Origin of the sequence: Leisingera aquaemixtae, from assembly GCF_001458395.1 — a bacterium.
GTDB lineage: Bacteria > Pseudomonadota > Alphaproteobacteria > Rhodobacterales > Rhodobacteraceae > Leisingera > Leisingera aquaemixtae.
The window spans coordinates 19,293-42,788 of the sequence record NZ_CYSR01000020.1; the positions used below are offsets into that span (position 1 = coordinate 19,293).

Consider the following 23,496-nt stretch of genomic DNA (forward strand, 5'->3'; position numbering starts at 1 on the left):
GCGGGGCCGCTTATTCAAGGGCCGTTACAATGTCCCAATGGCTAGAACGTCATATACCGAAGATGGTGCTGGCACCGTCCTTCGCCGCGGTGCTGGTGTTTGTCTACGGCTTCATCATCTGGACCGCCTGGGTGTCGCTGACCCGCTCCCGCCTGCTGCCGAAATACGAGATTGAAGGACTGATCCAATACGAGCGCCTGTTCAATGCGCCGCGCTGGGACACCGCGATGTCGAACCTGTTTGTGTTCGGCACCCTGTTCATCCTGATCTCGATGGTGCTCGGCCTGATGCTGGCGATCTTGCTGGACCAGAAGATCCGCACCGAGGGCGTGCTGCGCACCATCTACCTGTATCCGATGGCGCTGTCGCTGATCGTGACCGGCACCGCCTGGAAGTGGATCATGAACCCCGGACTGGGCATCGAGGCCATGGTCCGCGGCTGGGGGTTTGAAAGCTTCACCTTCGACTGGGTGATCAACCCCGACAAGGCGATCTATGCGGTGGTTATCGCCGGTGTCTGGCAGGCGTCCGGGTTCGTGATGGCGCTGTTCCTGGCAGGGCTTCGCGGCGTCGATGGCGAGATCATCAAGGCCGCGCAGGTCGATGGCATCCCCGCCTGGCGGATCTATACCGCGATTATCATCCCCTCGATGGCTCCGATCTTCCTGTCTGCCTTCATCGTGCTGGCGCATCTGGCGATCAAGAGCTTCGACCTGGTGATTGCGCTGACCGGCGGCGGCCCCGGCTATGCCACCGATCTGCCTGCCACCTATATGTACACGATGGCCTTTTCCCGCGGCGACATCGGCCAGGCGGCAAGCTCCGCCATGGTGATGATGGCTGTGGTTTTTGCGATCATCGTTCCCTACCTCTACTCCGAGCTGAGGGCCAAACATGACTGATGCGACGCTTGTCCCCGCCCGCGCGCCTGCGCAGAACTGGAGCCGCATCGCCCTGCGCTGGCTGCTGTTCACTCTCCTGGGCCTGTTTGCCCTGTTCTACCTGATGCCGCTGTTTGTGATGATCACCACCTCGCTGAAAAGCCTGGAGGAAATCCGCACCGGCAGCCTGATCGCCTTCCCGCGCGAGGTCACTTTCGACGCCTGGCGCACCGCCTGGTCGGAGGCCTGCACCGGCATCCAGTGCGAGGGCCTGCGCCCGTTCTTCTGGAACTCGGTGGTGATCGCGGTGCCTGCGGTGGCGATCTCCACCATGCTGGGGGCGGCCAATGGCTATGTCATCGCGCAATGGCGGTTCAAGGGAGCCAACCTGATCTTCTCGCTGATGCTGTTCGGCTGCTTCATCCCGTTTCAGGTGGTGCTGCTGCCGATGGCGCGGATGCTGGGACTGATGGGGCTGGCGGGCAGTATTCCGGGGCTGATCTTTGTCCATGTGATCTATGGCATCGGCTTCACCACGCTGTTCTTCCGCAACTTCTATGTCACCATCCCGCAGGATCTGGTGAAGGCAGCCAAAGTGGACGGCGCGGGGTTCTTCCGCATCTTCTGGTCGATCTTCCTGCCGCTGTCGCTGCCGATCATCGTCGTGACCGTGATCTGGCAGTTCACCCAGATCTGGAACGACTTCCTGTTCGGCGTGTCGTTCAGCCAGGCGGGCACCCAGCCTGTCACGGTGGCGCTCAACAACATCGTCAACTCGACCACCGGCGTGAAGGAATACAACGTCGACATGGCCGCCGCGATCATCGCCGCGCTGCCGACGCTGCTGGTCTATGCCGTTGCCGGCAAATACTTCATCCGCGGCCTGACCGCCGGATCCGTAAAGGGGTAAATCCATGGCACCTATTCTGGACATCACCAACCTGCGCAAGAACTACGGCGCAACCGAGATCCTGAAGGACATCAATGTCAGTATCGAGCCGGGCGACTTCCTGGTGCTCGTCGGCCCCTCCGGCTGCGGCAAGTCCACGCTGCTGAACTGCATCGCCGGGCTGGAGCCGATCTCCGGCGGGCGGATCGAAATCGGCGGGCGCGACATGACCCAAGTCAGCCCCAAGGACCGCGACATCGCCATGGTGTTCCAGTCCTACGCGCTCTACCCGACGATGACAGTGGCCAGGAACATCACATTCGGCATGAAGGTGCGCGGCGCCGATGCCGCGACGCAGGCGCGCAAGCTGAAGGAGGTCGCGGCACAGCTGCAGATCGAGGCGCTGCTGGACCGCCGCCCGGGCCAGCTCTCCGGCGGCCAGCGCCAGCGGGTGGCAATGGGCCGGGCGCTGGTGCGCGACCCCAAGCTGTTTCTGTTCGATGAGCCGCTGTCGAACCTCGACGCCAAGCTGCGCGTGGAGATGCGGACCGAGATCAAGAAGCTGCACCACAACCTCGGCGCCACCATGGTCTATGTCACCCACGACCAGATCGAGGCGATGACGCTGGCGACCAAGATTGTGGTCATGAAAGGCGGGGTGGTGCAGCAGATCGGCACGCCCGCAGAAATCTACAACAAGCCCGCGAACCTGTTCGTGGCCGATTTCATGGGCAGCCCGGCGATGAACCTGATCCCGGCCCGCGCGCAGCCGAACGGGCAGGGCACGCGGATCGAGATGGACTGCGGCGGCAGCGCCCCGATCGTGCTGAAAGACAGCCGCGCCACCGGCCTGCCGCAGGACGTGATCCTGGGGGTGCGGCCCGAAGACATCGCCGAGGCGGGCTTTCGCGCGGGCGAGGGCGTGCAAGAGGCGGCCTGCCTCATCGACATGGTGGAGCCTGCGGGCGCTGACACCTATGTGGTCTCGCAGCTGGGCGGCAAGCAGGTGACGGCGCGGCTCCATGCAGAAACCCGGGCGCAGCCGGGGCAGATGCTGGATCTGGCCTTTGATCTGTCCAAGGTGTCCTATTTCTCGCCCGCCACCGGCGAGCGGCTGAATTGACCGGGCTGCGGCTGGCCGCAGATGTGGGCGGCACGAATACGCGGCTGGGGCTGGCGCGGGACGGCGTGCTGCTGGCGGACACGGTGCAAAGCTTCCGCAACGAGGCGTTTTCCGGTTTTACGGCGGTGCTGGACCAGTATTTGCAGAAGGCCGCGCCCGGCGGCGTGGCGGAGGTGGTGATTGCCGTCGCCGGGCCGGTCACAGGCGCGACCGCGCGGCTGACCAACCGGGACTGGCACTTTGACGCCGCGGCGCTGTCCAGGCACCTAACCGGCGCGGGGGTTTTTCTGCTGAACGACCTGGCGGCGCTGGGGCAGGCCTGCCCGCATCTGGGGGCGGAGTGCCTCGATACCGTGATTGCGCCCGCGGGCGAAGCGGGCGGAGACGGCCAGCGGCTGGTGGTGGGCATCGGCACCGGCTTCAACCTGTCGCCGGTGCTGCACGCGGGCGGGCGGGTGCAATGCCTGAACGTGGAATACGGCCATGTCAGCCTGCCGCTGGACGTGGCGGAGCATCTGCGCAGCCGGACCGGCGACGCCGGGGCGTTCCGCACGGTGGAGCATCTGTTCTCCGGCCGCGGCCATGCGGCGGTGCGGGCGCAGTTCCCGGAGGATACCGCCGGCACACAGGCCTTTCAGACGTTTTACGCCGAGCTGCTGGCGCTGCTGGCGCGCAACCTGATGCTGGCGTTTCTGCCCGCGCAGGGGATCTATTTCGCGGGTGCGGTGGCGCGCAGCCTGCTGGCCTCCCCGGCGCGGCAGGTGTTTGCGGAGGCCTTCCGCCAGCCTTTCGCGCTCGATACTGGGATAGAGGCTCCGGTGTATGTCATCCTCGACGACGCCGCTGCCCTGAAGGGCTGCGCCGCCGTTACGGTCAACCGCTGATCCGCAAGGCCTGCCCGTGCGGGCTGGCTGTGCGAGTTGCCTGCGCGGGTTATCGCTGCGGGTGATAATCAGAGTTATGGTAATTGACTGCCCCGCAGGACGGGGCCGGCTGGCCCCTTAACCTCTTTTGCCGGTGGCCGGGAACGCCGCGCCCGGTTGCGGCGTTGGGTCTGCAACACCCATCCGCAGCGGGAGGTACACGTATGGCGCGGTCTGATCTGACCGAAGGGCCGGTCTGGCGCGCGCTGGCGCGGGTTTCGGCGCCGATGTCGCTGGGCATTCTGGCAGTTCTGTCGATCGGATTGGCCGATGCGTATTTCCTGGGCCAGCTGGGCGGCGCGCCGCTGGCGGCGGTGGGGTTCATCTATCCGGTCACAACGGCACTGGCATCGCTGGCAATCGGGTTGTCGGCAGGCGCAAATGCTGCCGTGTCCCAGGCCCTTGGCCGCGAGGATGAGGACAGCGCGGTGGCGCGGATGTCGCTGCATGCGGCCGGACTGGGCCTGCTGCTGTCGGTGCTGGTGGCGCTGGCCTTTTACGCCCTGCACGGGCAGATCTTTTCCCTGATGGGCGCGCGCGGCAAGGTGATGGCGGAGATCTCCGCCTATGTCCCGCTTTGGGCGCTGTCGTTCCCGTTTCTGGTGCTGATGATGCTGGTCAACGCGCTGTTCCGCGCCCATGGCAATGCGGTTCATGCCTCGCTGTTCATGATCCTGGCGGCGGCTGTGAACATCGCGCTCAACCCGCTGTTCATCTTCGGCTGGGGGCCGGTGCCGGCGATGGAAACCGGCGGCGCGGCGCTGGCGACGCTGGCCGGGCGGCTGGCGGCGGCGGCCGGCGCCATCGCCTTTGCCGTGCATGCGGGATATTTGCGGCTGTGCGGCCGGATCTGGCAGGATCTGTGGCGCAGCCTGCGGGAAATCACCCAGGTTGGCGCGCCGGCCGCCTTTTCCAATGCGATCAACCCGGCGGGCATGGCGCTGGTCACCGCTGCGGTGGCCACGCTGGGCGATGCCGCGGTCGCCGGGTTCGGCGCTGCGACGCGGGTGCAGTCGCTGGCGATCGTGGTGCTGCTGGCGCTGTCTGCCGGGATCGGCCCGGTGGTCGGCCAGAACTGGGGCGCGGGCAAGGAAACCCGGGCGCAATCCGCGGTGGTGCAGGCCTGGGCGTTCTGCCTGGTGTACGGCCTAGCCCTGGGCGCGGTGCTGAGCCTGGGGGGCGGCTGGATCGCCGCGGCCATTGCCGAAGATGCGGAGGCAGCGGACTACACGCGGCGCTACTTGCAGGTCGTCGGCTGGAGCCTGTTCGGCTATGGCATCCTGGTGACCGCAAACGCGGCGATGAACGCCCGCTCCAAGGCGCTGCACTCAATGGGGCTGAGCCTGGGGCGGATCACGCTGATCTATGTGCCGCTGGCCTGGCTTGGGGTCTGGACCTTCGGCTACGGCGGCATCCTGGCGGCAGCGGTTGCGGCCAACCTCGGCGCGGTTGCCGGGGCGGTCTGGGCCGCCCGGCGCACCGGGCTGTGGCCGCAAAGCACCCGCATCACCCGGCACATCGCGGCGTGAGGCCCGCAGACCTTATGCCCGCCGGGACCGTGTGTGCAGTCTCGCGCAACCGCCGGAAAATTGGGCCAAGCCGGGAACATTCCGCTGTTTCGGGCGTTGAATCAGGGACAGAGTGCGCACCCCGACGGGCCATTTGCGGCCTTTGCGGCATGGCGGGCCCCCTCCCCGGCCCCGCCGCGCGGGCTTTCCGAACACGCAGGAGACCGAGTAATGACCCCCACTGACAAGCACCTGCTTGCAGAAGAGCAAAAGGAACGCGACGCAGTGGAGGAGGCCACCGGCCTGTCCGCCAAGCTGATTTTCGAGACCATCAGGCTGGAAGGCGAAGAGGAACTGCGGCGCCCGATGCGGGCGTTGTGGTGGTCCGGTCTGGCCGCCGGTCTGCTGATTTCCTTCTCGGTCTGGGGCGAGGCGATCCTGCGCTCCAGCCTGCCGGACGGGGACTGGCGGTTTATCGTTGAAAACCTGGGCTACAGCTTGGGGTTTGTGCTGGTCATTCTGGGCCGGATGCAGCTGTTCACGGAAAACACAATCACCACCGTGGTGCCGGTGACGCTGTGCCCGACGTGGAAGTCGTTCGGGCGCACGGGGCGGCTGTGGGCGGTGGTGCTGGCAGCAAACGTCACCGGCGCTTTCATCGCTGCCGCCTTTTTGGCCTTCACACCGGTGATGTCCGGTCCGATGGCAGACGCGATGCTGTCGCTGAGCCATCACGCGACCGGAATGCCGTGGGCCGAGGGGCTGGTGCGCGGCATCCCTGCGGGCGTGCTGATTGCGGCGCTGGTGTGGATGCTGCCCCAGGCTAACGGCTCGGCGCTGCCGCTGATCATCCTCATCACCTGGCTGATCGCCTTGGGGGATTTCACCCATATCATCGCAGGCTCTGTCGAGATGGCCTTTCTGATGGTGCAGGGCGAGCTGTCCCTGGCTCCAGCCGTGTTCCGCTTCTTCCTGCCGGTGCTGGCAGGCAATGTGATCGGCGGCACCGCAGTGTTCACCCTGCTGACCTGGGCACAGATCCGGCCTGAGGTGGAAGAAGCAAAAGAGAAGAGGAACGGCAGGCTGAAAACCTGAGCGTCTGAACGCCGCGCGGCCCGCCTCCCGGCCGCCGTCACACGCCCGCGGTTATCTTCTCCAGCTGCTGCGCTGCTCCTTCGAAACTGGGGGCGGCAATCACGGTGATGCCGGTTTCCCTCAGCTTTGCCAAATCGCGCTCGTCGTCCGCGCTCAGACCGTCTGCTGGCACCCGCAGCAGCACCGCGGCGATGCGGCCCGGATGGCGGCGCACCGCCGCTCCGTAGATGGACGCATCTTTTTGGCCGGTGTCGCCCATCAGGATTGCAGGCAGCTCCGGGTGCGCGTTCAGCAGCAGGTCGATGCTTTGCCCCTTGTGGCTGCCATGGCCCGCGGAGATGAACTGGGTCTCGCTCAGCCCGAGGTCGCGCAGGAACATCGGGCCGCGGACCATATCCGCCTGGCGGAACACCTGCTCCAGAAACGCGTGCATGTTCCAGGGGGAGGAGCTGACATAGAACACCGGGTTGCGGCCCTGTTGCGACAGCTTGCGCAGCAGGTCCGCCGAGTCGGGGAACACATGCCGCGTCAGCGCATTGCCGCTGAAGGTGGTCCAGAGGTTGCGCACCAGCGAATAGGCGGAGGTCTTCAGGACCGTGTCGTCGATATCGGAAATGACCAGAAACCGGGCATCCGGACGCGGGATCAGCACCGGGCAGACGGTCTGCGCTGCGCTGTCCGCGATAGCAACCGGGATGTCATGCCAGCCCGGCGCCCGGCCCGGCGGCAGCGGCAGTTGGAAATACCCCTCTTCATCACTGACCGCGGTGGCATCGCCGTGGCAGACCGTAATCCCGGCCGCCTCATCCGTCAGGAACAGCGAAATCATCTGCCGCACATTGCGCAAAACCCCCTGGCCTGCGCGGGGCGCGCTGTGGCGCAGCTGTGTCAGCACCCGGCCGCGCACGATCAGGGCCTCCGGCGTGGCGTAACCGATGTAAGGGTCGATCACCAGATCCGCACCGCTGCGCACCTTGCGGGGCAGCAGCCTGTCCAGCAGATTTTCGGCATGAAGGGCGGTGCGGTGCAGGGCGTGCTTGAACATATCGGACCTCGTTGCTGCTTCAGGTATACAACGCGCGAGGTGCCGGTAAAGTGCCCGGCCCCTGTCAGACGCAAGGGCCGGGTTCGGTGTTTGTGCTAGAGCGCCGTGTCAGCAGGCGGCGGTGACGATGATTTCCACCTTCAGATCCGGCCGCGCAAGCCTGGCCTCGCCGCAGGCCCGTGCCGGGGCATGGCCTTGCGGCACCCAGGCATCCCAGACCGCGTTCATCTCGGCAAAATCCTTCATATCGGCCAGCCAGACAATCGCCTGCAGGATCTGCTGCGGCGAGGAGCCGGCCTTCTCCAGCAGCGCCTCGACGCGGGACAGGCAGTCGCGGGTCTGTTCGGCCACATCGGCGCCGTCCCCGACCTGGCCGCACAGATAGGCCACGCCGTTATGCTTCACGATCTTGCTCATGCGGGGGCCGGTTTCGATCCGTTCGATCATCTTCTTCTCCTATTCAGCGGCAGTGGCGGAGGGGTCTTCCATCGCTGCCAGTTCGCCCAGTGTCACGGGTTTTATCGGCGGCCGGATGCGGTAGTACCCCGTCTCATCCGGGGTCTGCCCGTTGGCCTCAGCCAGCAGCGCAGTCACGGTCAGCCCGCAATAGCGGCCCTGGCACGGCCCCATACCCGCGCGCCCGAAGGCCTTGGCCTGGTTCGGGCCAAGACAGCCGAGTTTGGCAAAACTGCGGATGTCGCCCGCGGTGACCTCCTCGCAGCGGCAGACGATGGTGCTGTCGGCGGGCCGCAGGGCGCCACCATAGGGCGGATAGGCCGCATCCAGGAAGGGCCGCACGGCGGTTTCCCGGCTGCGGCGGCTGAACAGCGGCGCGGCCAAGCGGTCGCGCTCCGCCGCGGTGATCCGGCCCAGCTCCTCCGCCGCTTTCAGCGCCGCAATCCGCCCGGCATATTCAGCCGCCATGGCGCCGCTGATGCCTGCGCCGTCCCCGGCGATCAGGACACCGTCCTTGCCGGTCTCACCCCAGGGGCCGGTTTCGGGCACAAAGCACTGCTGCGCTTCGGACCAGACATGCGGCACATTGATCGAGCGCGCGGCCTGGGTGTTCGGCACCACCCCGTGGTGCAGCAGGACGGTATCGCACGCGATGCGGTGCGCCTGCCCCTTGCTGCGGAAGGTCACCGCCTCGGCCCGGGTGCTGCCCGCCACTGCAATGTCCGTTGCGCCGGTGTAGCGCGGCACGCCGGCGCGTTTGATCTCTGCCAGCATCTTCAGGCCCTTGGCCAGATAACGCCAGCCGCGCAGCGCGCCGGGCAGATGGCGGCTTGCGGCCATCGGGCTGCCGGCGGTCTGGGTTTCGACCAGCGCCAGCGGCGGCGTTCCGGCACGTACCATCTGCGCCGCGATCAGATAAAGCAGCGGCCCGCACCCGGCGAGCACGGCGCGGCGCGGCAGCACGCCGGATTGCTTGAGCAGGATCTGCGCGGCGCCTGCGGTCATCACGCCGGGCAGGGTCCAGCCGGGGAGCGGCATCGGGCGCTCCAGCGCGCCGGTGGCCAGGATCACCCGCGCGGCCTCCAGCTGCTCCCCGCGGCCATCGCGGATAAAGGAGATGCGGAATCCCTCCTCGATGGCCCAGACAACGGCGCCGGACAGATGCGTGATCCCCGAAGCGCCAAGATCCGCCGTCAGGCTTGCGCCGTGCAGATACTCCTGCCCCAGGATGGCGCCGCGCGGACCGCCTGCGCGGTCCACCTCGCGGTAAATCTGCCCGCCGGGGCGGTTTTGTTCGTCCAGCAGGGTGACGCTCAGACCCTGTTGGGCTGCCTCGGCAGCGGCGGCCATGCCGGCCGGGCCAGCACCGATGATGGCGAGGTCACAGTTCCGCATGATCTGCCTCCGCTTCATGCGGGCGGGCAATCCGCATGCCCTCCTCCACATCCAGCATGCAGGCCTGCTGCACGCGGCCGCCAACCTCCACCAGGCATTCGAAACAGGCGCCCATCATGCAGAACGGTGCCCGCGGCGCGCCGGAGACCGGCGTATGGCGGAACACCTGCACGCCAGCGGCCAGCAGCGCGGCGGCCAGGTTGGCGCCTGCTGGCAGGTCCAGCGGCTGGCCGTCGAACCAGACCCGCACGCGGGGGGCATCGCCTGCCAGCTCAAGAAACGGGGAATCGGTCTTCACTGAACACCTCCAGATCAGGGGCGGCTGCGGTGCCTTCCAGCCAGTCGGGCAGGAACAGCGCATGGGCCGCGGCCAAAGTGATGCCGCTGTGGCAGGTGACAAGGTAGGCGCCCGGCATCTCGGGGCTTTCCTGGTAGATCGGCAGCCCGTCGGGCGACAGGATGCGCAGCGCGCCCCAGCTGCGCACCAGCTGCGCGCGGGCCAGTGCCGGGTAGGCCGCGATCGCCTCGGCGGCGAGGCCCGACAGGCCCGGCTGCGTCACGCTGTCGTCCAGCCCCACCTCCTCGTTGGTGGCGCCGATCTGGATGCCGCCCTCGTCCACCTGGCGGGCAATCAGCGAGGGGCGGTTGATCAGTTTCGGCAGCTTCTCGGTGATCAGCACCTGGCCGCGCTGCGGCCGCACCGGCGCCTTGAAGCCCAGCTTGGGGCCCAGCTCCATCGCGCCAAGACCGGCGGACAGCACGACCTTGGCGGCCGTGACCGTGGTGCCATCGCTGCACTGGACCTTGAACGCATCCGGCTTGGAGACCCCAGTGACGGTCTTGCCGTTCAGAACCGTGCCGCCCAGCCGCCGCACGTCGTCGGCCAGCGAGACCAGCAAGCGCAGCGGGTTTGCGTGGCCGTCCTGGTGATGCAGGATCGCGCCTGCCACCTTGGGGCCGATATGCGGCTCTTCGCGGCTTAGGGCATTGCGGCCCAGCACTTCATAAGGGTAGTTGCCGCCCAGCTTGTCCTTCAGCGCATCATACTGCGCGACGGTGGCATAGAGTGTTTCTTCGGAAAAATGCAGGTCATAGCCGCCGTTCTGCTGCAGCCCGACGGAGCGGCCGGTGCCGTCTTCCAGCTCGGCGGCAAATCCGGCCCAAGCCGCGGCGGACTGCTGGCTCCAGCTGGCATAGCGCGGCTGCTTCATGCCCTTGGACTGGACCCAGACCAGGCCGAAATTGCCGCGGCTGGCGCGGAACGATCCGTCATCGCCGTCCAGCACCGTGACGCGCTTGCCGCGCCTGAGCAGCCCCCAGGCCACCGACAGGCCGACAACGCCGCCGCCGATCACTGCATAATCTGCTTCCATCCTGCCGTATCTCCGGGGTTGGCTGCGGTTGCGGGGCGGCGCGCGGCCGCCCCGGTCTGTCCTGCGGGATTACTTGCCGATCTGGTCAAGAATGCCTTGGCCCCACTCGGCGCCAACGTCTTCCAGAACCACCGGCCAGACATCGTTGCGCACCTTGGCAGCCATCGCCGCCAGTTCGTCGTCGCTCAGCTCGACCACTTTGGCGCCCAGGTCATCGGCCAGACGCTGCTCCCAATCGCCCTGTTCTTTTTCGGCAACGGTCCAGCGCTGCGCCTCGAAGTCTGCCGCGGCGGCTTTCAGCGCCTCCTGATCTTCGGCGTCCAGCTCAGCCAGCGAGCCGTTGGAGATGATCATGTACCAGACCTCGAAATGGGTGTTGGCGGGCACGTAGGTCTTGGTCACATCGCGGAACGAGGCATAGTAGCCTTCGGCGCCGGAGCCGATCACACCGTCAACCACACCAGTCTGGATCGCGGTGAAAGCTTCAGAGAACGGGATCGGCGACGGGATGTAGCCAAGCGCTTCGCCGGTCAGCTGGAAGCTCTTGATGCCGGGCACCCGCACCTTGATGCCGTTGGATTGCGACGGGTCGCCCGGGTTGACGGCGTCGGTGTTCAGCGCGATGCCCCCGAAATACACCGGGTAGGCCGCCAGCATGGTGATGTCCTGCTTGGCGTAAAGATCTGCCATCACGTTGCGGACCGGGCCGTCGGGGCCGTAGATCGCGCGCGCCTCGGCCCAGGTGTTGGCCAGGTAGGGGAAGGAGCTGATCTGCATCCGGCGGTCCGCCGCGGCTGCCGCAGGCTGGGTCGCCATGTCGATGGCGCCGACGCTGACGCGTTCCTGCACGGTGGTGTAATCGCCAAGCGCAGACGCCGGGAAGATGTTGATCGAGACGTCGCCGCCGGTGGCCTCATCCACCTGGGCTGCAAAGGCGCGCAACTCCTTGTCGATGGTGGTGTCCTGCGGGCGCACGTGGCTCATCTTGAGATCCGCGGCCTGGGCGAGGCCCGCCAGCGACATCAGGGCAGCGGCGGCGGTGCCGGTCAGAAAGTGTTTCATGGGTAGTCTCCTCCTTAAGGTGTCAGGTGTGTTCAGTAGCCGAAGAAACGCGGCAGAAAGAGCGACAGGTCGGGCCACAGAGAGGTCAGGAAGACCACCGGCACATAGCCTGTCAGGATCAGGATCATCGCGGGCGGGATCACTTTGGTGACCTTCACATTGCCGATCCGCGCGCCAAGGTAGAGGATCGAGGCGTATGGCGGAGTGACGCCGCCCATCGCGGTGTTGACGCCCATGATCGCGGCGAACTGCACCGGGGTGACCCCGATCGCCTGCATCAGCGGCAGCAACAGCGGCGCGATCAGGATGATGGCGGTGACGTCGTTCACGACCATGCCGACCAGGAACAGCAGGATGTTGATGAAGATCAGCAGCAGCACCTTGTTTTCGGTGATCTCGAAGATCGCGCTGACCATCTTTTGCGGGATCGCCTCATAGACGAACATCTGGCTCAGAATCATCGAGAACAGGATCATCACCATGATCGCGCCCACCGCCGTGGCGGCTTCCTTGCCGGCCTCCAGGAAGCTGTTCCACTTGAGGCCCTTGTAGATGAAGAAGCCGACCGGCAGCGCATAGATCACCGACAGCGCGGCGGCTTCGGTCGGGGTCATGATGCCGCCGTAGATGCCGCCCAGGATGATCACTGGCATCAAGAGCGCCGGGGTGGCGTTGAAGCCCTTCTTTGCCACATCGCCCGCCAGCTCCGAGAAGCTGGGCGTGTCATCCAGCACCAGGTCGAACTTGCGGCTCATCCACAGGTTCATGGCCGAGAAGTTGAACATGATCAGCAGGCCCGGCCCCAGGGTCGCCAGGAAACAGGCCAGGATCGACGTGTCGGTCACCCAGCCATAGACGATCATGGTCACAGACGGCGGGATCAGCAGGCCCAGGATGGACGAATTCGCAATCAGCGCGGTGGCGTATTCCCGCGGGTAGCCGCGCTTTTCCATCTCGGGGATCAGCAGCGGGCCGATGGCGGCGATGCCTGTCAGCCCAGAGCCGGAGATCGCGCCGATGATGGCGCAGCTGACTGCCGCCACAACACCCAGGCCGCCGCGGATATGGCCGATGAAGGCATTGACGAAGTTCAGAAGCGAGGCTGCAATACCGCTGGCCGACATGATGGTGCCGGCCAGCACAAACAGCGGAATGGCCAGCAGCACCGGGTTGCCCAGCTGCTGGGATCCCCACAGCATCATGCCCTTCATGGTCACATCGCCCAGGAAATACATAATCATCAGGGCGGCGCCAAAGCAGTAGGGCAGCGGCACGCCTAGGGTCAGGGTCAGCACCAGAACGGCAATGGCAAGGAGTGCGATTTCAATCATTTTGCGGCTCCCGCGCGCAGGGCGTTGATATGGCGGAGCAGGTGCACCGCGGTGTAGAGCATCATCAGCCCCAGCCCGGCCACGAGCGCCACTTCGGAATAGAATGTCGGCAGGTAGAGCGTCGGGCTCTCTTTCCAGACCCGCCAGGCGTACTGGGTGTATTCCCAGGCCCAGCTCAGCAGCCACAGGCCGACGGTCAGGCTGATGATTTCGCCGATGATCGCCAGAACGGTGTGGCCGCGCTCTGTCTTGATGGCGATTTCCAGCACGTTGGCGCGGATGTGGGTGTCCTCGCGCGAGGCGTTCACGGCACCCAGGATATACAGCCAGATGGTCGGGTAGAGCATGGTCTCCTCCAGCCCCATCACCGGGATCTGCAGCAGGTACCGGGTGACCACCTGTACAAACTGGCCCAGGGCCACCAGACAGATCAGCCCCGTCAGCAAGTATTTTGTGAATGTATCCATCGGTCCTCCTTCCGGTGTCCCCTCACCGGGTTTGGCGGATTTGGCTGGACAAAGGGCATAAGATCAATTTGAAAATATCTCTGACTCCATCAATTTCCTTGATACCCATGCCATGAACTTCTCGATCCGCCAGATCTTCACCTTCCGCGAGGTCATGCGCAGCGGCTCCATTTCCCAGGCCGCGCGCACCGTCGGGCGCACCCAGCCCGCTGTCAGCACCATGATTTCCACGCTGGAGGGGGAACTGGGCTTCAGCCTGTTTGTCCGCGAGCAAGGCAAGCTGATCCCAACCCCGGAGGCCCGTTTCTTTCTGGAGGAATGCGAGGCCGTGCTGGAGCGCATCGAGCGGATCGAGCGCACGGTGAGCAAGATCCGCAGCCACGAGGCCGGCAAGCTGCGGGTCGCCTGCCACCCGGCGGCAGCCGGGCTGTTCATGCCGAGGATTTTAACGGATTTTCTGCAAGGCAAGGATGATCTGGAGGTCTCGCTGATCATGCGGTCGTCGGATGTGATCGAGGATTTGATCGCCTCGCAGCAGTTCGACATCGGCTTTGCCGAAACCCCGGAGCCGCGCCCGTCCATCAAGCAGACGGACTTCGACCTGGAAAGCGTCTGCATCGTCCCGGAAAGCGATCCGCTGGCCGCGGCCGAACAGATCACGCCGCAGGATCTGGACGGGGCACCGATGGCGGTGCTGTTTGAAAAGCACCCCATGACGGTCCGGACCGAGGCCGCGTTCCAGCGCAGCGGCTGCCGGTTCCGCAAGCGGCTGGAGTTGCGCACCTGGGCCCCCGGCCTGCAGTTTGTGGCGGCGGGCATGTGTTACATGATCTGCGACATGATCACCGCCTATGGCTGTTTGCAGCAGCGCCAGACAACCGCAGGGCTGGCGATTCGCCGGTTCACGCCGCGAATCAGTTCCAGCGTCTCGATTCTCACCCCCGGCTACGCCACCCCGTCCCTGACGTCCGAGGCCTTCACGGCGCGGCTGTGCGCCGCAATCGGGCATATGCAGGCGGAAATCGAAGCCAGTCTCAGCCTGTGATCGCGGCCCCGGCCCCGGAAAAGCCACGAAAATGCTGCGGCACGGCGTAATTTTGTTTCTTTTGACTCCAATGCCTTAACCCGGTCTGCCCCTGCGGAAACCTGCAACTGCGGCACTTGGCGCGGGAACCTTTGCGGACTCCGGCGCGTTGACCGGCTGACGAAACCCGAAAGGACAGTACGATGAAACCTTCCTATATCTTCGCCGCCATCGCCGGCATTCTTGTGCTGGTTTTTGCTGTTTACATGGTCGACATCGACCAGACCGAAGAAACCCGCCTGCCTGACGTCGATGTCAAAATTGAGGGCGGCCAGCTGCCCGAGTTCGAAGCCGAAGTCGGCGACATCGAGACCGGTACCAAGGACGTGACCGTGACCGTTCCGACCGTCGACATTCAGAGCCCGGAAGAAGACGCCAAGGAAGACGGCTAATCCGCGCACTACAGGACGGAAAAAAAGCGCAGCGCACGCCGCTGCGCTTTTTTTTGCGCCCTGGTGCGGCCTGCATCGGGCTGCACGGCCCCCGCGGAATGCGGGCGGTCAGGGCCAGACCGCCTGGCACCGCCGCTGGGACCGCAAAAACCCCTGCAAACCAGCCCTGTCGAATAAATTTGGAACAATCGCCGGCTGCACGCGTTGGGCCATCAGAGCATCATTAGGGGATACACAATGGAATATGGACTGATTGGCCTTCTGGTCCTTGCTGCCGACATCTACGCAATTATTCAGGTTCTGGGGTCCGGGGCCTCAACCGCTGCCAAGATCGTCTGGGTGCTTGTCATCCTTGTCTTGCCGGTGCTGGGCTTCATCGCCTGGCTTGTCGCAGGGCCGCGCTCCTCTGCTGCAAAAATCTGATCTTGCCGCATACGGCATGTCCCGGCCCGGCTGTTCACAGCCGGGCCGTTTCCGTTTGCGCGGCAGCGCCGCCTCGCGGCCCTGTCACTCTGCCTGTTGCTGCGCATCCAGCAGGTTTTCGCCGCCATCCAGTCCTTCGCGCTCCCGCCGCGCGGCGCCGGCAGCCGCCAGTTCCGTCCGTTCGGGGTCGGCGGCCTCCGGCAAGTCCGCGCTGACGGCCTCCCGCGGCGCCTGTTTTGCGGCGGTATCCTTGGCCGGGGATGGCGTCGCCTCCGCCGCGCTGTCCAACCGGACCCTGTAGATCGGCTCCGGCAGGCCAAAGCCCGCCGCCTCCAGCGCCATCTTGGCGGCCCGGATCGCCTCGCCGCGCGCCTTGGCGAAATCCACCCGGGTCTGGTCCACCCAGCCGGTGAAGGTCAGGATCACGTTAGAATCCCCGACCTCGCTGATCCAGGCGCCGACTTCGGGATCGTCCAGCACAAAGGGCTGCGCGTCCAGCGCGGCAACGGCGGTCGACAGCGCCGCCGCCAGATCCGCATCCGCATCTACCCCAAGATCAAAGCCGAAGCGCCGCCGCGGGTCGCGGGTGAAATTCACGATACGGCCCTTGAACACCGTGGCATTGGGAATGCGGATGTGGTTGCCCTCTGGCGAAATCAGGATCGTCGCGCGCGAGGTCAGCCGCGCCACGGTGCCCTGATCGCCCTGGATATCGACAAAATCATTGGGCCGGAACGGCTGCCGCAGGCTGAGCAGGATCGAGGCGATGAAATTCTCCACCGTGTCGCGCACCGCAAAGCCAAGCGCCAGGCCGACCACCCCCGCGGCGCCCAGCACCGCGCCGATCAGCGCGGTGGCGTTCATAATGTCGAGCGCCAGCACCAGCCCGGTCAGGATGAACAGGATCCGCGCCACCGCCCGGTAAACATCAGCGATAAAGGGATTGGGCGCCAGCCGGGTCCAGATGCCGATCCGGGTGGTCAGCAGCCAGCCGCCCGCCGCCACCGCCGCAAAGGCGGCCAGCGCCACCAGAAAGATCGGCCCGTTTGCCAGCAGGTTGCGGGTCCGGGCCGCAATCCGCTCCATCGCCGGGGCCAGCCGCTCCTCCAGGGTGCCGCTGATCTCGGTCTCGTTCTCGATCGCCACCACCCCGGCCACCCGGTTGATAATCTGCGTCAGCCGGTCCTGCGCGGCGTTGTCGATCACCTCGCCGGTGATGCGGACCACCCCTTCGGACACCGACACAGTCACCGCCCCGTAGCCCTCGATTTCCGCCAGCAGCTTCTCGATCCGGTTCAGGATTTCGCTGTCGCGCACCGCCGCGTCGCCGACCTCGATCCGCCCGTCGGTCTGCACCGGATCCGCTGTGGTCTGCGCCTGGGCACCGGTGCCGCCAAGGCACAGGGCCGCCAGCAGGATTAATAAATGCAAACCCGCCAGCAGCGCCCGGCGCGCCCCGGGCCAGCGCCCTGCACGCGCGGTTGAACATGTCATGTCGCGGCTCAATTCCGCATCCTCCTGATGAAAAACCTGCCCCGCAAGTTGCAACCGGGGCCCAACCAGTCTTTGCCGCAGCAGACCGCCAGCGCAAGAGCGTAACCGCACCGGATCCGGGCGAACCTCCGCCGCCTGTTTAAATTTTATCCCGCTGATATGTCACAGTTTAATGCGCCTGACCCTACGTCGGTGCCATTCCTCACATTCAAAAAACTGAGGAAGACCAATGAGCACTACAGCCGCCGGCGCGCAAACGCCCGTTCTGATCCTGACCCCCAACGCCCTGGAGGCCGCGGACATCAGCGACTACCTGCTGCGGCGGGGGTACCCGGCGGTGAGCACTGAGACCCGCCTCGACGGGCTTGCCGCAGCGCTGGACTACGCCGCACAGCCGCCGCACCTTGTGTTCTTCGGGTTCCCGCTCAGCGTTCCCGCCGCCCGCGATTGGCTGCAGTCGGCCATGGCCAAGGAATGGCGCCTCATCCTGATCAACGGCGACACCACCGAGCCGGAGCTGCGGTCGCTGCCGATGCTGAGCCGCCCGTTCGCAACCCCGCATCTGGACGCGGCAATGCAGCTTCTGGGCGAATAACCGCCTTTTGCCCGGCGGCAGCAGGCCTGTCTGCCGCCGGGGCCCTGTCCGGGACGGGGCCAGCCGTTTCGCCTGATGGCTGCACGGCAGAGATACCGCGCAATCACGGAACTTCGCAGCCGCCACCGCGTTCTCCTAGTGTTGCCGCCGCAGCGCGGCGGACCCCTGCACTTTCCCAAGGAGGACACGACATGGACGACGACCGCATCACCGGCAAATGGACCGAGCTGAAGGGCCGCCTGCGGGAAACCTACGGCGAGCTGACCGACAACGAGCTGGAAGAAACCAAGGGCGAGCGCCAGAAGCTGGAAGGGCTGCTGCAGCAGCGCCTGGGCAAGACCAAGGACGATATCCGCGAGACTGTCGACCGTATGCTGGAGAGCCTCTGACATGGCCCGCAGACCGGACAGTGACGCCGACGCCGCCGCCCAGCTGTGGAAACGCCTTGAGGACACCCGCACCGGCATGCTGTCGGTCGACGGCAGCAGCCAGCATCCCCAGCCGATGAGCCATTTTTCCGACCCTGACAGCGGCGAAATCTGGTTCATCACCTCCGCCGACACCGATCTGGTGGCTGCGGTCGGACTGGGGGCGGAGGCCACTTTCTGCTACCAGTCGCAAAAGGGCGATTACCACGCCTCGGTCAAAGGCCCGCTGGTGGTCTATCAGAGCGAGGAAAAGCTCGACAGCCTGTGGAGCCCGCCGGTGGCGGCCTGGTTCGAGAAGGGCCGCGAAGATCCCAAGGTCACCCTGCTGCAGCTGACCCCGCGCGAGGCTGCGATCTGGGCGTCGGATTCCAACCCGATCCTGGTCGGGCTGAAGATGCTGAACGCCGCAATGCGCGACGACGTGAGCGAACCGGACGTCGGCATTCACCGGGTGATCAACTTCAGCGACGTGGCCTGAAACGCGGCCTGACCTGCACCCAGCGCGGCAAGCCGCAAACGATCAGGCCCGCCGGACAACACCGGCGGGCCTTTTCCGTTCAGCCCTGATCCATTCAGCGGGTCCGCTGCCCGGCGGCGGCAGTCAGCCCGCGTTGCCGGCTAAGGCCATCGTCTCCAGAACCGCGCTCAGCTGTTCCACCGTGTAGGGCTTTTTCAGGATTTTCAGCCCCGGGAAGCGCTTGGTGATGTCATCCGTTGCTCCGTACCCCGTGGCCAGCACCACCGCGATGCCCAGCTCGCGGCACCTCTCCACCACCGGCAGCGAGTTTTCCGGCCCCAGGTTCATGTCCGCCAGAACAAACTGCGTGCCGCCCCGCTCCAGCAGGTTCAGCGCGGTCTCGACCCCGCTGCAGGTCTCCACCTTTTCAGCGCCCAGCTGAGACAGCATGTCCGCCGCATCCATGGCGATGATCATGTTGTCTTCCAGCACCAGCGCATTGCCGGACAGGCGCGGCACAACCGACGCCTGACGTGCGCCGGTCTTCGGCGCCGGGGCCGCAGGCGTTTCCGCCTTGCGCACATGGCGGGCGGGCAGCACAAAATCCGCCTCCAGCCCGGTGAGCTGGTATTTCACGTTCGCTTCGCCCCGCAGCTCAAACGGCACCGATTGCTCGATCAGCGTGGTGCCGAAGCCCCTGCGCCGCGGTGCCTGGACCGGCGGGCCATCGCATTCGCGCCAGCTCAGCGCGGCGGTGCCGTCGCCGTTCAGCGCGGTGCGGATTTCCACCCGCCCGGAAGAGTCGCTGAGCGCGCCGTATTTGACCGAGTTCGTCACCAGCTCATGAACGACCAGCGCCATGCAGGTAAACGCCGCGGGCGACAGCTCCAGCGCCTCGCCGTCAATCGACACCCGGCTGGCCTTGCCCGACAGAAACGCCTCGGTTTCCGTCCCGATCAGCACCGTCAGCGGGCTCCAGTCCCATTCCGAGCCGGTCAGCTGGTCATGTGCCCGCGCCAGCGCGTGAATGCGCGCGTCCAGCACCTCGCCAAAAGCATCGGCGGATTTCACCGACTCCTTGCCCTGCGACACCAGCCCGCGGATCAGGTTCAGGATGTTGCGCACCCGGTGGTTCAGCTCCGCAATCAGCAGCTCCTGCTGGTCCTGCGCCCGCTTGCGGGCAGCGTTGTTCTCATCCGCCAGCTTCAGAACCACTTCGATCAGGGTTGTGCGCAGGGCCTCGGCAGTGCGCTGCTCGCGCTGCTTCCACGGCTGGCAATGGCCGCGCGCCACCTCCTGCCAGGCCTCGAAACTCTTGCGCGGCGTCAGCCGCAGGCCATTCGGCCCCGGTTCGGCGGGTTTCTCCGGATTGCCCGCCCAGGTCACCGATTTGATCACCTCGCGCCGGAACAGCACAAAATAATCCCGCGGCTTGCGCGACACCGGGATCGCCAGCAGCCCGGCCACCCGGTCCGCAAACCCGTCAGTGGCCGGATAGCGCTTGATCAGGTTGCTGTTGCTATAGACCTGCGCGGGCGGCGTGGTGTTCAGGAACCGCACCAGCCCAAGGAACTCCTCTTCCACCGGGGCGGATCCGGTGGATTTGTACTGCCCGTCCGAATAAATCGCGGCCCCGTCAAAGGGGATGACCTCGCCGATGCCGCTGCACAGGTCTTCAAAAGCCGCAAACAGGTTGGAGCCATTGGACAGCTGCGGCATCAGGCTGTCATGCAGCTCCCTGGAACGGTCGATGTCGCCCAGCTCATCAGCCATTTCCATCTGAGCCAGCTCATAGTTGAACAGCTGCGCAAACAGCTCCACCGAAGTGCGCATTTCATAGCTGAGGTACTGCGGCTTGGGGTGATGGCAGGCGAACAGACCCCAAAGCTGGCCATTGCGCAGGATGGACACCGACATCGAGGCCGCAACCCCCATGTTCCTGAGATACTCCATATGGATCGGAGACACCGCCCGGGTCACCGCCAGCGACAGGTCCAGCGGTTCGCCATTGGGATCGGTTTCCGGCAGCACCGGGTAGACCGGCGCCGTGACGTCGGGAATGATCCGCAGCATGTTGCGCACATACAGCGCCCGGGCCTGCTTGGGGATGTCGCTGGCCGGATAGCGCAGGCCCAGAAACGGCTCCAGGTCCGAATCGCGGGCCTCCGCGATGACGGTGCCGCTGCCGTCTTCCTCGAACTTGTAGACCATGACGCGGCCATAGCCGCTCAGCGCCTTGAGGCCCCTTGCGGCCTCCTTCGCCATCGCGTCCAGCGCATCGTGGCGCTGCACCCGGCCGATCAGCGCCTGCACCATCCCCGGATCATGCACATCACGCGCATCCGCCGCCCGGCGCTCGAACTCCAGGACAAACAGCCGCCCGGACTGGTGGATGGAGACGTCATACCTCTGCCCGTCGCCGCGCAGGTCATAGCCGAACACCCGCACCGCGCTCTGCTGCATCCGCAGCATCTGCATCCGGGTGCGCAGATCGTGCAACGCCTGCGGGCTGAGAATATCCGTCACCGGCCGCCCCGGCAGCTCCGACTCATCCAGTCCCAGAACCTCTGCGCAATTGGCAGAGGCATGGGCGATGATCCAGTCCGCAGAAACCGCCATCAGGCAGCCAAAGCTCTGCACCTGGCCGATAATATGGATCGGCTCCTGATCGCAGGTGGTCAGATCCACCTGCGCCTCGGCGGCACTGGAAGTTTCGTCAGGCATGAACCGCCCTCCCCTCGGCAGACTCAGCAGCAATGCATTCTAAGCAAAATTCGAACAGGCCGGTAGCATCTGTGACAATCCGGTCCGCCGCCGCGCCGCCGGCCGGAAGCGCTTCGGCCCGGGCCACATAGCCGCGCCAGTACTCCATATAGGGCGGCGCCGACAAATAGCCGTCCGCATACATAGTCTCAGGCAGGCCGCTGTCCAGCCAGCGCTTGCGCAGCACCTTCGCGCCCAGGCGCGAGCCGGACACCACGTAATCCACCGCCAGCGGATGCGGGTCCAGCGGCAGCCGCGGCACAGGCGCCAGGCGGCCCAGCTGCTCCAGATCCGCGCCAGCCCGCTGCGTCAGATCACGGATCACCGGCGCGCAGGCGGCGCTCTGGCTCACCGGCTCCAGCGCCGCAAACAGCCGCCACTGCAGCAGCAGAAAGCGCGCATAGCCCTCCGCGCCCTGCTGATCCAGCCGGGTTACCTGATCATCCAGCGCGGCATGGCAGTGCCGCGTGTCCCCGCGCAGCCGGGCACGCAAGTTCTCATATTGGGCCTTAGCCACGGAACCGTTCCCCCTAGTCAGCAGCACTATAGCGTTCGCCAAAACCGAATCAATGGGCTTCCGCCGCGATACCAGAAGGGGAAAAGCAAAGTTTTGCAACGCTTTAGACGCCTTTCCCCGGCGCAAGCCGCGCTGGGGCGGCCCTTACCGCGGGGCACTTGGCCGGCCGGCTTCCGGCCCGGCCCCGCTGCTGCCGGGCTGCCTGCCCTTTAGGCGCCCAGTTTAACTAACTTCAACGCAAGTCGCCGGCAGGCCGTTAACCCAATGTTTACAGCCCTTTCCGCGCAAATGCGGCGGAAATCGGGCAGGTCTGCCGCAATTGCCCGGAAGCTGCCGCGAACATTCCGCAATTGGCTTTCAGCGTGAAGGCCAGCCCGCGCCCTCTGCCCGGGCCCCACGCCGCCACGAGGACCTGACGCCGTGCCGCATGACATCTTTTCCGCCGATCCGGCGCCGGCCAGCGAACTGCCCTGCGGCTTCAAGCTGCTGCAGGGCCAGTACCAGATCGAGCGGCCTCTGCTCAGCGGCGGCTTCGGCATCACCTATCTGGCCCGCGACAGCCTGGAACGCCGCGTCGTGATCAAGGAATGCTATCCGGCGGGACTCTGCCGCCGCAGCGGCACCGATGTGGAACCCAGCTCCCCCGAACACGCCAGATCCTGCCGCAACGTGCTGCGCGCCTTCCTGCGCGAGGCGCATCTGCTGGCCCGCGCCCGGCATCCCGCCATCGTCGGTGTCCACCAGGTGTTCAAGGAAAACCAGACCGCCTATATCGCGATGGAGTTCATCGACGGGCTGGACCTGCTCACCGTGCGCGAGGAGCAGCCGGAGCGGCTGACCGGGCCGGTGCTGCGCCGGATCCTCGATCAGTCGCTGGAGGCGCTGGACTGCCTGCACCGGCTGGGCGTCCTGCACCGCGACATCTCGCCGGACAACATCCTGCTGGGCAAGGACGGCACCGTGACGCTGATCGACTTCGGCGCCGCCTGCGGCAGCACCCCCGATGACAGCACCGCGCTGCCGATGCTGCTGGCAGTCAAGGACGGCTATTCGGCCCATGAGCTTTACAGCCCCGACCTGCCCCAGCGCCCGGCCTGCGACCTCTACGCGCTTGGCGCCACGCTCTACTACCTGATCACCGGCGCTCCGCCCGCGGCCAGCCAAAAGCGGCTGGCGGCGCTGCTGGCGGGCTCCCCGGACCCCTGCCGCCCGCTGCTGGGCGGGCCCTGGGCCGCAGACCCGGCGCTGCTGGCGACCGTGGACATGGCGATGTCGGTGCTTCCGGCGGAACGGTTCCAAAGCGCCAGCGGCTGGGCCGCCGCCCTGGCGGAGGAAGTCGCGCCGCAGCAGGCCGTAGACCCGCAAACCACCCCGGCGGCCCCCGCGGCGGCAGCCGCCTGCGCAGACGACGGCAGCCGGCTGGCCGCGGCAATCTCCGAGCTGGTCGCCAAGACCAATGACAGCCTCAAGCCCGGCCTGCCCCGCTCCGCCCGCCAGGCGCAGACCCCGCCTGCCGCCCCGCCCGCCGGACCGCGCCGCCCGCTGGTCAACATCTTCGGCGAGCCGGTCACCGACCTTGAGGCCTGGCTGGAAGAAGAGGATGCGATCTCCTGGCGCAAGAAAATTGCCCCTTCCGCGCAGCAGCCGCCGGGCGCGGCCCCGGTACCGCTGGCAGATCCGTCGGACCCGGCACTGGGCCTGCGCCGGGACAAGCCGACATTCGCCGGCCGCTTGCGCAGGATCTTCGGGCGTCCCGCCAACAGCCCGCAAACGGTTAAGAACTGAAGGGAATGGG

At 66.0% G+C, this 23,496-nt stretch carries 24 protein-coding genes; 13 read left to right on the forward strand and 11 right to left on the reverse strand.

What is annotated here, in order from left to right:
* Positions 1-29: 29 nt before the first annotated feature.
* The 6 genes from PHA8399_RS08110 to PHA8399_RS08135 all read left to right on the forward strand — a co-directional run bounded on the left by PHA8399_RS08110 (position 30) and on the right by PHA8399_RS08135 (position 6,419).
* Entirely contained in the window at positions 30-902 is an 873-nt protein-coding gene (locus PHA8399_RS08110) for a carbohydrate ABC transporter permease (protein WP_058285653.1), read from the forward strand.
* Positions 895-1,791 (forward strand): carbohydrate ABC transporter permease, encoded by an 897-nt coding sequence (locus tag PHA8399_RS08115; RefSeq protein WP_058285654.1) that lies wholly within the window; start codon positions 895-897, stop codon positions 1,789-1,791. The genes PHA8399_RS08110 and PHA8399_RS08115 overlap by 8 nt, the downstream gene beginning before the upstream one ends.
* 4 nt (positions 1,792-1,795) lie before the next feature.
* Positions 1,796-2,893, forward strand: coding sequence for an ABC transporter ATP-binding protein (locus PHA8399_RS08120; RefSeq protein ID WP_058285655.1), 1,098 nt, complete (start codon positions 1,796-1,798; stop codon positions 2,891-2,893).
* 23 nt (positions 2,894-2,916) lie between these two features.
* A complete protein-coding gene (locus PHA8399_RS08125) occupies positions 2,917-3,777 on the forward strand; it encodes a glucokinase (protein ID WP_244270178.1) in 861 nt (286 codons plus the stop codon).
* A 203-nt stretch (positions 3,778-3,980) separates the two neighbouring features.
* Positions 3,981-5,345 carry an MATE family efflux transporter gene (locus tag PHA8399_RS08130; protein WP_058285657.1) on the forward strand — a complete coding sequence of 455 codons (1,365 nt, stop codon included), beginning with the start codon at positions 3,981-3,983 and terminating at the stop codon, positions 5,343-5,345.
* Positions 5,346-5,555: 210 nt separating this feature from the next.
* On the forward strand, positions 5,556-6,419 hold the full coding sequence (locus PHA8399_RS08135) for a formate/nitrite transporter family protein (RefSeq protein WP_058285658.1): 864 nt from the start codon (positions 5,556-5,558) through the stop codon (positions 6,417-6,419).
* A gap of 37 nt (positions 6,420-6,456) precedes the next feature.
* On the opposite strand, the gene PHA8399_RS08140 is transcribed toward PHA8399_RS08135, so the two are convergent.
* The 8 genes from PHA8399_RS08140 to PHA8399_RS08175 form a co-directional block, all read right to left on the reverse strand.
* A complete protein-coding gene (locus tag PHA8399_RS08140; RefSeq protein ID WP_058285659.1) occupies positions 6,457-7,464 on the reverse strand; it encodes an App1 family protein phosphatidate phosphatase in 1,008 nt (335 codons plus the stop codon).
* Positions 7,465-7,572: 108 nt separating this feature from the next.
* A complete protein-coding gene (locus PHA8399_RS08145; protein ID WP_008558530.1) occupies positions 7,573-7,911 on the reverse strand; it encodes a RidA family protein in 339 nt (112 codons plus the stop codon).
* A gap of 9 nt (positions 7,912-7,920) precedes the next feature.
* On the reverse strand, positions 7,921-9,315 hold the full coding sequence (locus tag PHA8399_RS08150) for an FAD/NAD(P)-dependent oxidoreductase (RefSeq protein ID WP_058285660.1): 1,395 nt from the start codon (positions 9,313-9,315) through the stop codon (positions 7,921-7,923).
* The gene (locus tag PHA8399_RS08155) at positions 9,302-9,613 is read right to left on the reverse strand and encodes a (2Fe-2S)-binding protein (RefSeq protein WP_058285661.1); all 312 of its coding nucleotides are present in this window, start codon (positions 9,611-9,613) and stop codon (positions 9,302-9,304) included. The genes PHA8399_RS08150 and PHA8399_RS08155 overlap by 14 nt, the downstream gene beginning before the upstream one ends.
* On the reverse strand, positions 9,588-10,688 hold the full coding sequence (locus PHA8399_RS08160; RefSeq protein WP_058285662.1) for an NAD(P)/FAD-dependent oxidoreductase: 1,101 nt from the start codon (positions 10,686-10,688) through the stop codon (positions 9,588-9,590). The genes PHA8399_RS08155 and PHA8399_RS08160 overlap by 26 nt, the downstream gene beginning before the upstream one ends.
* A gap of 69 nt (positions 10,689-10,757) precedes the next feature.
* Complete coding sequence (gene dctP, locus PHA8399_RS08165; RefSeq protein ID WP_058285663.1) at positions 10,758-11,750, reverse strand: TRAP transporter substrate-binding protein DctP; 993 nt, start codon at positions 11,748-11,750, stop codon at positions 10,758-10,760.
* Between the two features lie 32 nt (positions 11,751-11,782).
* Entirely contained in the window at positions 11,783-13,081 is a 1,299-nt protein-coding gene (locus PHA8399_RS08170; protein WP_058285664.1) for a TRAP transporter large permease, read from the reverse strand.
* Positions 13,078-13,548: a TRAP transporter small permease gene (locus PHA8399_RS08175; protein WP_058285665.1), complete on the reverse strand. Its 471-nt coding sequence runs from the start codon at positions 13,546-13,548 to the stop codon at positions 13,078-13,080. Before PHA8399_RS08175 ends, PHA8399_RS08170 begins: the two co-directional genes overlap by 4 nt.
* Positions 13,549-13,660: 112 nt before the next feature.
* On the opposite strand from PHA8399_RS08175, the gene PHA8399_RS08180 reads away from it, so the two are divergent.
* From PHA8399_RS08180 to PHA8399_RS08190, 3 genes are all read left to right on the forward strand, one after another.
* Entirely contained in the window at positions 13,661-14,593 is a 933-nt protein-coding gene (locus PHA8399_RS08180) for a LysR family transcriptional regulator (RefSeq protein ID WP_058285666.1), read from the forward strand.
* Between the two features lie 182 nt (positions 14,594-14,775).
* Positions 14,776-15,024: a hypothetical protein gene (locus PHA8399_RS08185; RefSeq protein ID WP_058285667.1), complete on the forward strand. Its 249-nt coding sequence runs from the start codon at positions 14,776-14,778 to the stop codon at positions 15,022-15,024.
* 237 nt (positions 15,025-15,261) lie between these two features.
* Complete coding sequence (locus PHA8399_RS08190; RefSeq protein WP_058285668.1) at positions 15,262-15,447, forward strand: PLDc N-terminal domain-containing protein; 186 nt, start codon at positions 15,262-15,264, stop codon at positions 15,445-15,447.
* A gap of 84 nt (positions 15,448-15,531) precedes the next feature.
* Here the strand turns inward: PHA8399_RS08190 and PHA8399_RS08195 are convergent, their stop codons facing one another.
* Complete coding sequence (locus PHA8399_RS08195) at positions 15,532-16,941, reverse strand: mechanosensitive ion channel domain-containing protein (RefSeq protein ID WP_244270179.1); 1,410 nt, start codon at positions 16,939-16,941, stop codon at positions 15,532-15,534.
* 229 nt (positions 16,942-17,170) lie between these two features.
* Here PHA8399_RS08195 and PHA8399_RS08200 point away from each other — a divergent pair, with 229 nt between their 5' ends.
* The 3 genes from PHA8399_RS08200 (at position 17,171) to PHA8399_RS08210 (ending at position 18,442) form a co-directional block, all read left to right on the forward strand.
* Entirely contained in the window at positions 17,171-17,536 is a 366-nt protein-coding gene (locus PHA8399_RS08200) for a hypothetical protein (protein WP_058285669.1), read from the forward strand.
* A gap of 191 nt (positions 17,537-17,727) precedes the next feature.
* Positions 17,728-17,925, forward strand: coding sequence for a CsbD family protein (locus PHA8399_RS08205; RefSeq protein ID WP_058285670.1), 198 nt, complete (start codon positions 17,728-17,730; stop codon positions 17,923-17,925).
* A gap of 1 nt (position 17,926) precedes the next feature.
* The gene (locus PHA8399_RS08210; RefSeq protein ID WP_027245959.1) at positions 17,927-18,442 is read left to right on the forward strand and encodes a pyridoxamine 5'-phosphate oxidase family protein; all 516 of its coding nucleotides are present in this window, start codon (positions 17,927-17,929) and stop codon (positions 18,440-18,442) included.
* A 123-nt stretch (positions 18,443-18,565) separates the two neighbouring features.
* On the opposite strand, the gene PHA8399_RS08215 is transcribed toward PHA8399_RS08210, so the two are convergent.
* Both PHA8399_RS08215 and PHA8399_RS08220 read right to left on the reverse strand, forming a co-directional pair.
* A complete protein-coding gene (locus PHA8399_RS08215; protein ID WP_058285671.1) occupies positions 18,566-21,145 on the reverse strand; it encodes an HWE histidine kinase domain-containing protein in 2,580 nt (859 codons plus the stop codon).
* A complete protein-coding gene (locus tag PHA8399_RS08220) occupies positions 21,138-21,701 on the reverse strand; it encodes a biliverdin-producing heme oxygenase (RefSeq protein ID WP_145977008.1) in 564 nt (187 codons plus the stop codon). The genes PHA8399_RS08215 and PHA8399_RS08220 overlap by 8 nt, the downstream gene beginning before the upstream one ends.
* A gap of 420 nt (positions 21,702-22,121) precedes the next feature.
* On the opposite strand from PHA8399_RS08220, the gene PHA8399_RS08225 reads away from it, so the two are divergent.
* Entirely contained in the window at positions 22,122-23,486 is a 1,365-nt protein-coding gene (locus PHA8399_RS08225; protein WP_058285673.1) for a serine/threonine protein kinase, read from the forward strand.
* Positions 23,487-23,496: the final 10 nt, after the last annotated feature.

Excerpts from the sequence above, each read along its gene's own strand:
- PHA8399_RS08110 (WP_058285653.1), top strand. The coding sequence starts at position 30 with ATGTCCCAATGGCTAGAACGTCATATACCGAAGATGGTGCTGGCACCG.
- PHA8399_RS08115 (WP_058285654.1), top strand. The coding sequence starts at position 895 with ATGACTGATGCGACGCTTGTCCCCGCCCGCGCGCCTGCGCAGAACTGG.
- PHA8399_RS08120 (WP_058285655.1), top strand. The coding sequence starts at position 1,796 with ATGGCACCTATTCTGGACATCACCAACCTGCGCAAGAACTACGGCGCA.
- PHA8399_RS08130 (WP_058285657.1), top strand. The coding sequence starts at position 3,981 with ATGGCGCGGTCTGATCTGACCGAAGGGCCGGTCTGGCGCGCGCTGGCG.
- PHA8399_RS08135 (WP_058285658.1), top strand. The coding sequence starts at position 5,556 with ATGACCCCCACTGACAAGCACCTGCTTGCAGAAGAGCAAAAGGAACGC.
- PHA8399_RS08140 (WP_058285659.1), bottom strand. The coding sequence starts at position 7,464 with ATGTTCAAGCACGCCCTGCACCGCACCGCCCTTCATGCCGAAAATCTG.
- PHA8399_RS08145 (WP_008558530.1), bottom strand. The coding sequence starts at position 7,911 with ATGATCGAACGGATCGAAACCGGCCCCCGCATGAGCAAGATCGTGAAG.
- PHA8399_RS08150 (WP_058285660.1), bottom strand. The coding sequence starts at position 9,315 with ATGCGGAACTGTGACCTCGCCATCATCGGTGCTGGCCCGGCCGGCATG.
- PHA8399_RS08160 (WP_058285662.1), bottom strand. The coding sequence starts at position 10,688 with ATGGAAGCAGATTATGCAGTGATCGGCGGCGGCGTTGTCGGCCTGTCG.
- dctP (WP_058285663.1), bottom strand. The coding sequence starts at position 11,750 with ATGAAACACTTTCTGACCGGCACCGCCGCCGCTGCCCTGATGTCGCTG.
- PHA8399_RS08170 (WP_058285664.1), bottom strand. The coding sequence starts at position 13,081 with ATGATTGAAATCGCACTCCTTGCCATTGCCGTTCTGGTGCTGACCCTG.
- PHA8399_RS08175 (WP_058285665.1), bottom strand. The coding sequence starts at position 13,548 with ATGGATACATTCACAAAATACTTGCTGACGGGGCTGATCTGTCTGGTG.
- PHA8399_RS08180 (WP_058285666.1), top strand. The coding sequence starts at position 13,661 with ATGAACTTCTCGATCCGCCAGATCTTCACCTTCCGCGAGGTCATGCGC.
- PHA8399_RS08185 (WP_058285667.1), top strand. The coding sequence starts at position 14,776 with ATGAAACCTTCCTATATCTTCGCCGCCATCGCCGGCATTCTTGTGCTG.
- PHA8399_RS08190 (WP_058285668.1), top strand. The coding sequence starts at position 15,262 with ATGGAATATGGACTGATTGGCCTTCTGGTCCTTGCTGCCGACATCTAC.
- PHA8399_RS08195 (WP_244270179.1), bottom strand. The coding sequence starts at position 16,941 with ATGACATGTTCAACCGCGCGTGCAGGGCGCTGGCCCGGGGCGCGCCGG.
- PHA8399_RS08200 (WP_058285669.1), top strand. The coding sequence starts at position 17,171 with ATGAGCACTACAGCCGCCGGCGCGCAAACGCCCGTTCTGATCCTGACC.
- PHA8399_RS08205 (WP_058285670.1), top strand. The coding sequence starts at position 17,728 with ATGGACGACGACCGCATCACCGGCAAATGGACCGAGCTGAAGGGCCGC.
- PHA8399_RS08210 (WP_027245959.1), top strand. The coding sequence starts at position 17,927 with ATGGCCCGCAGACCGGACAGTGACGCCGACGCCGCCGCCCAGCTGTGG.
- PHA8399_RS08215 (WP_058285671.1), bottom strand. The coding sequence starts at position 21,145 with ATGCCTGACGAAACTTCCAGTGCCGCCGAGGCGCAGGTGGATCTGACC.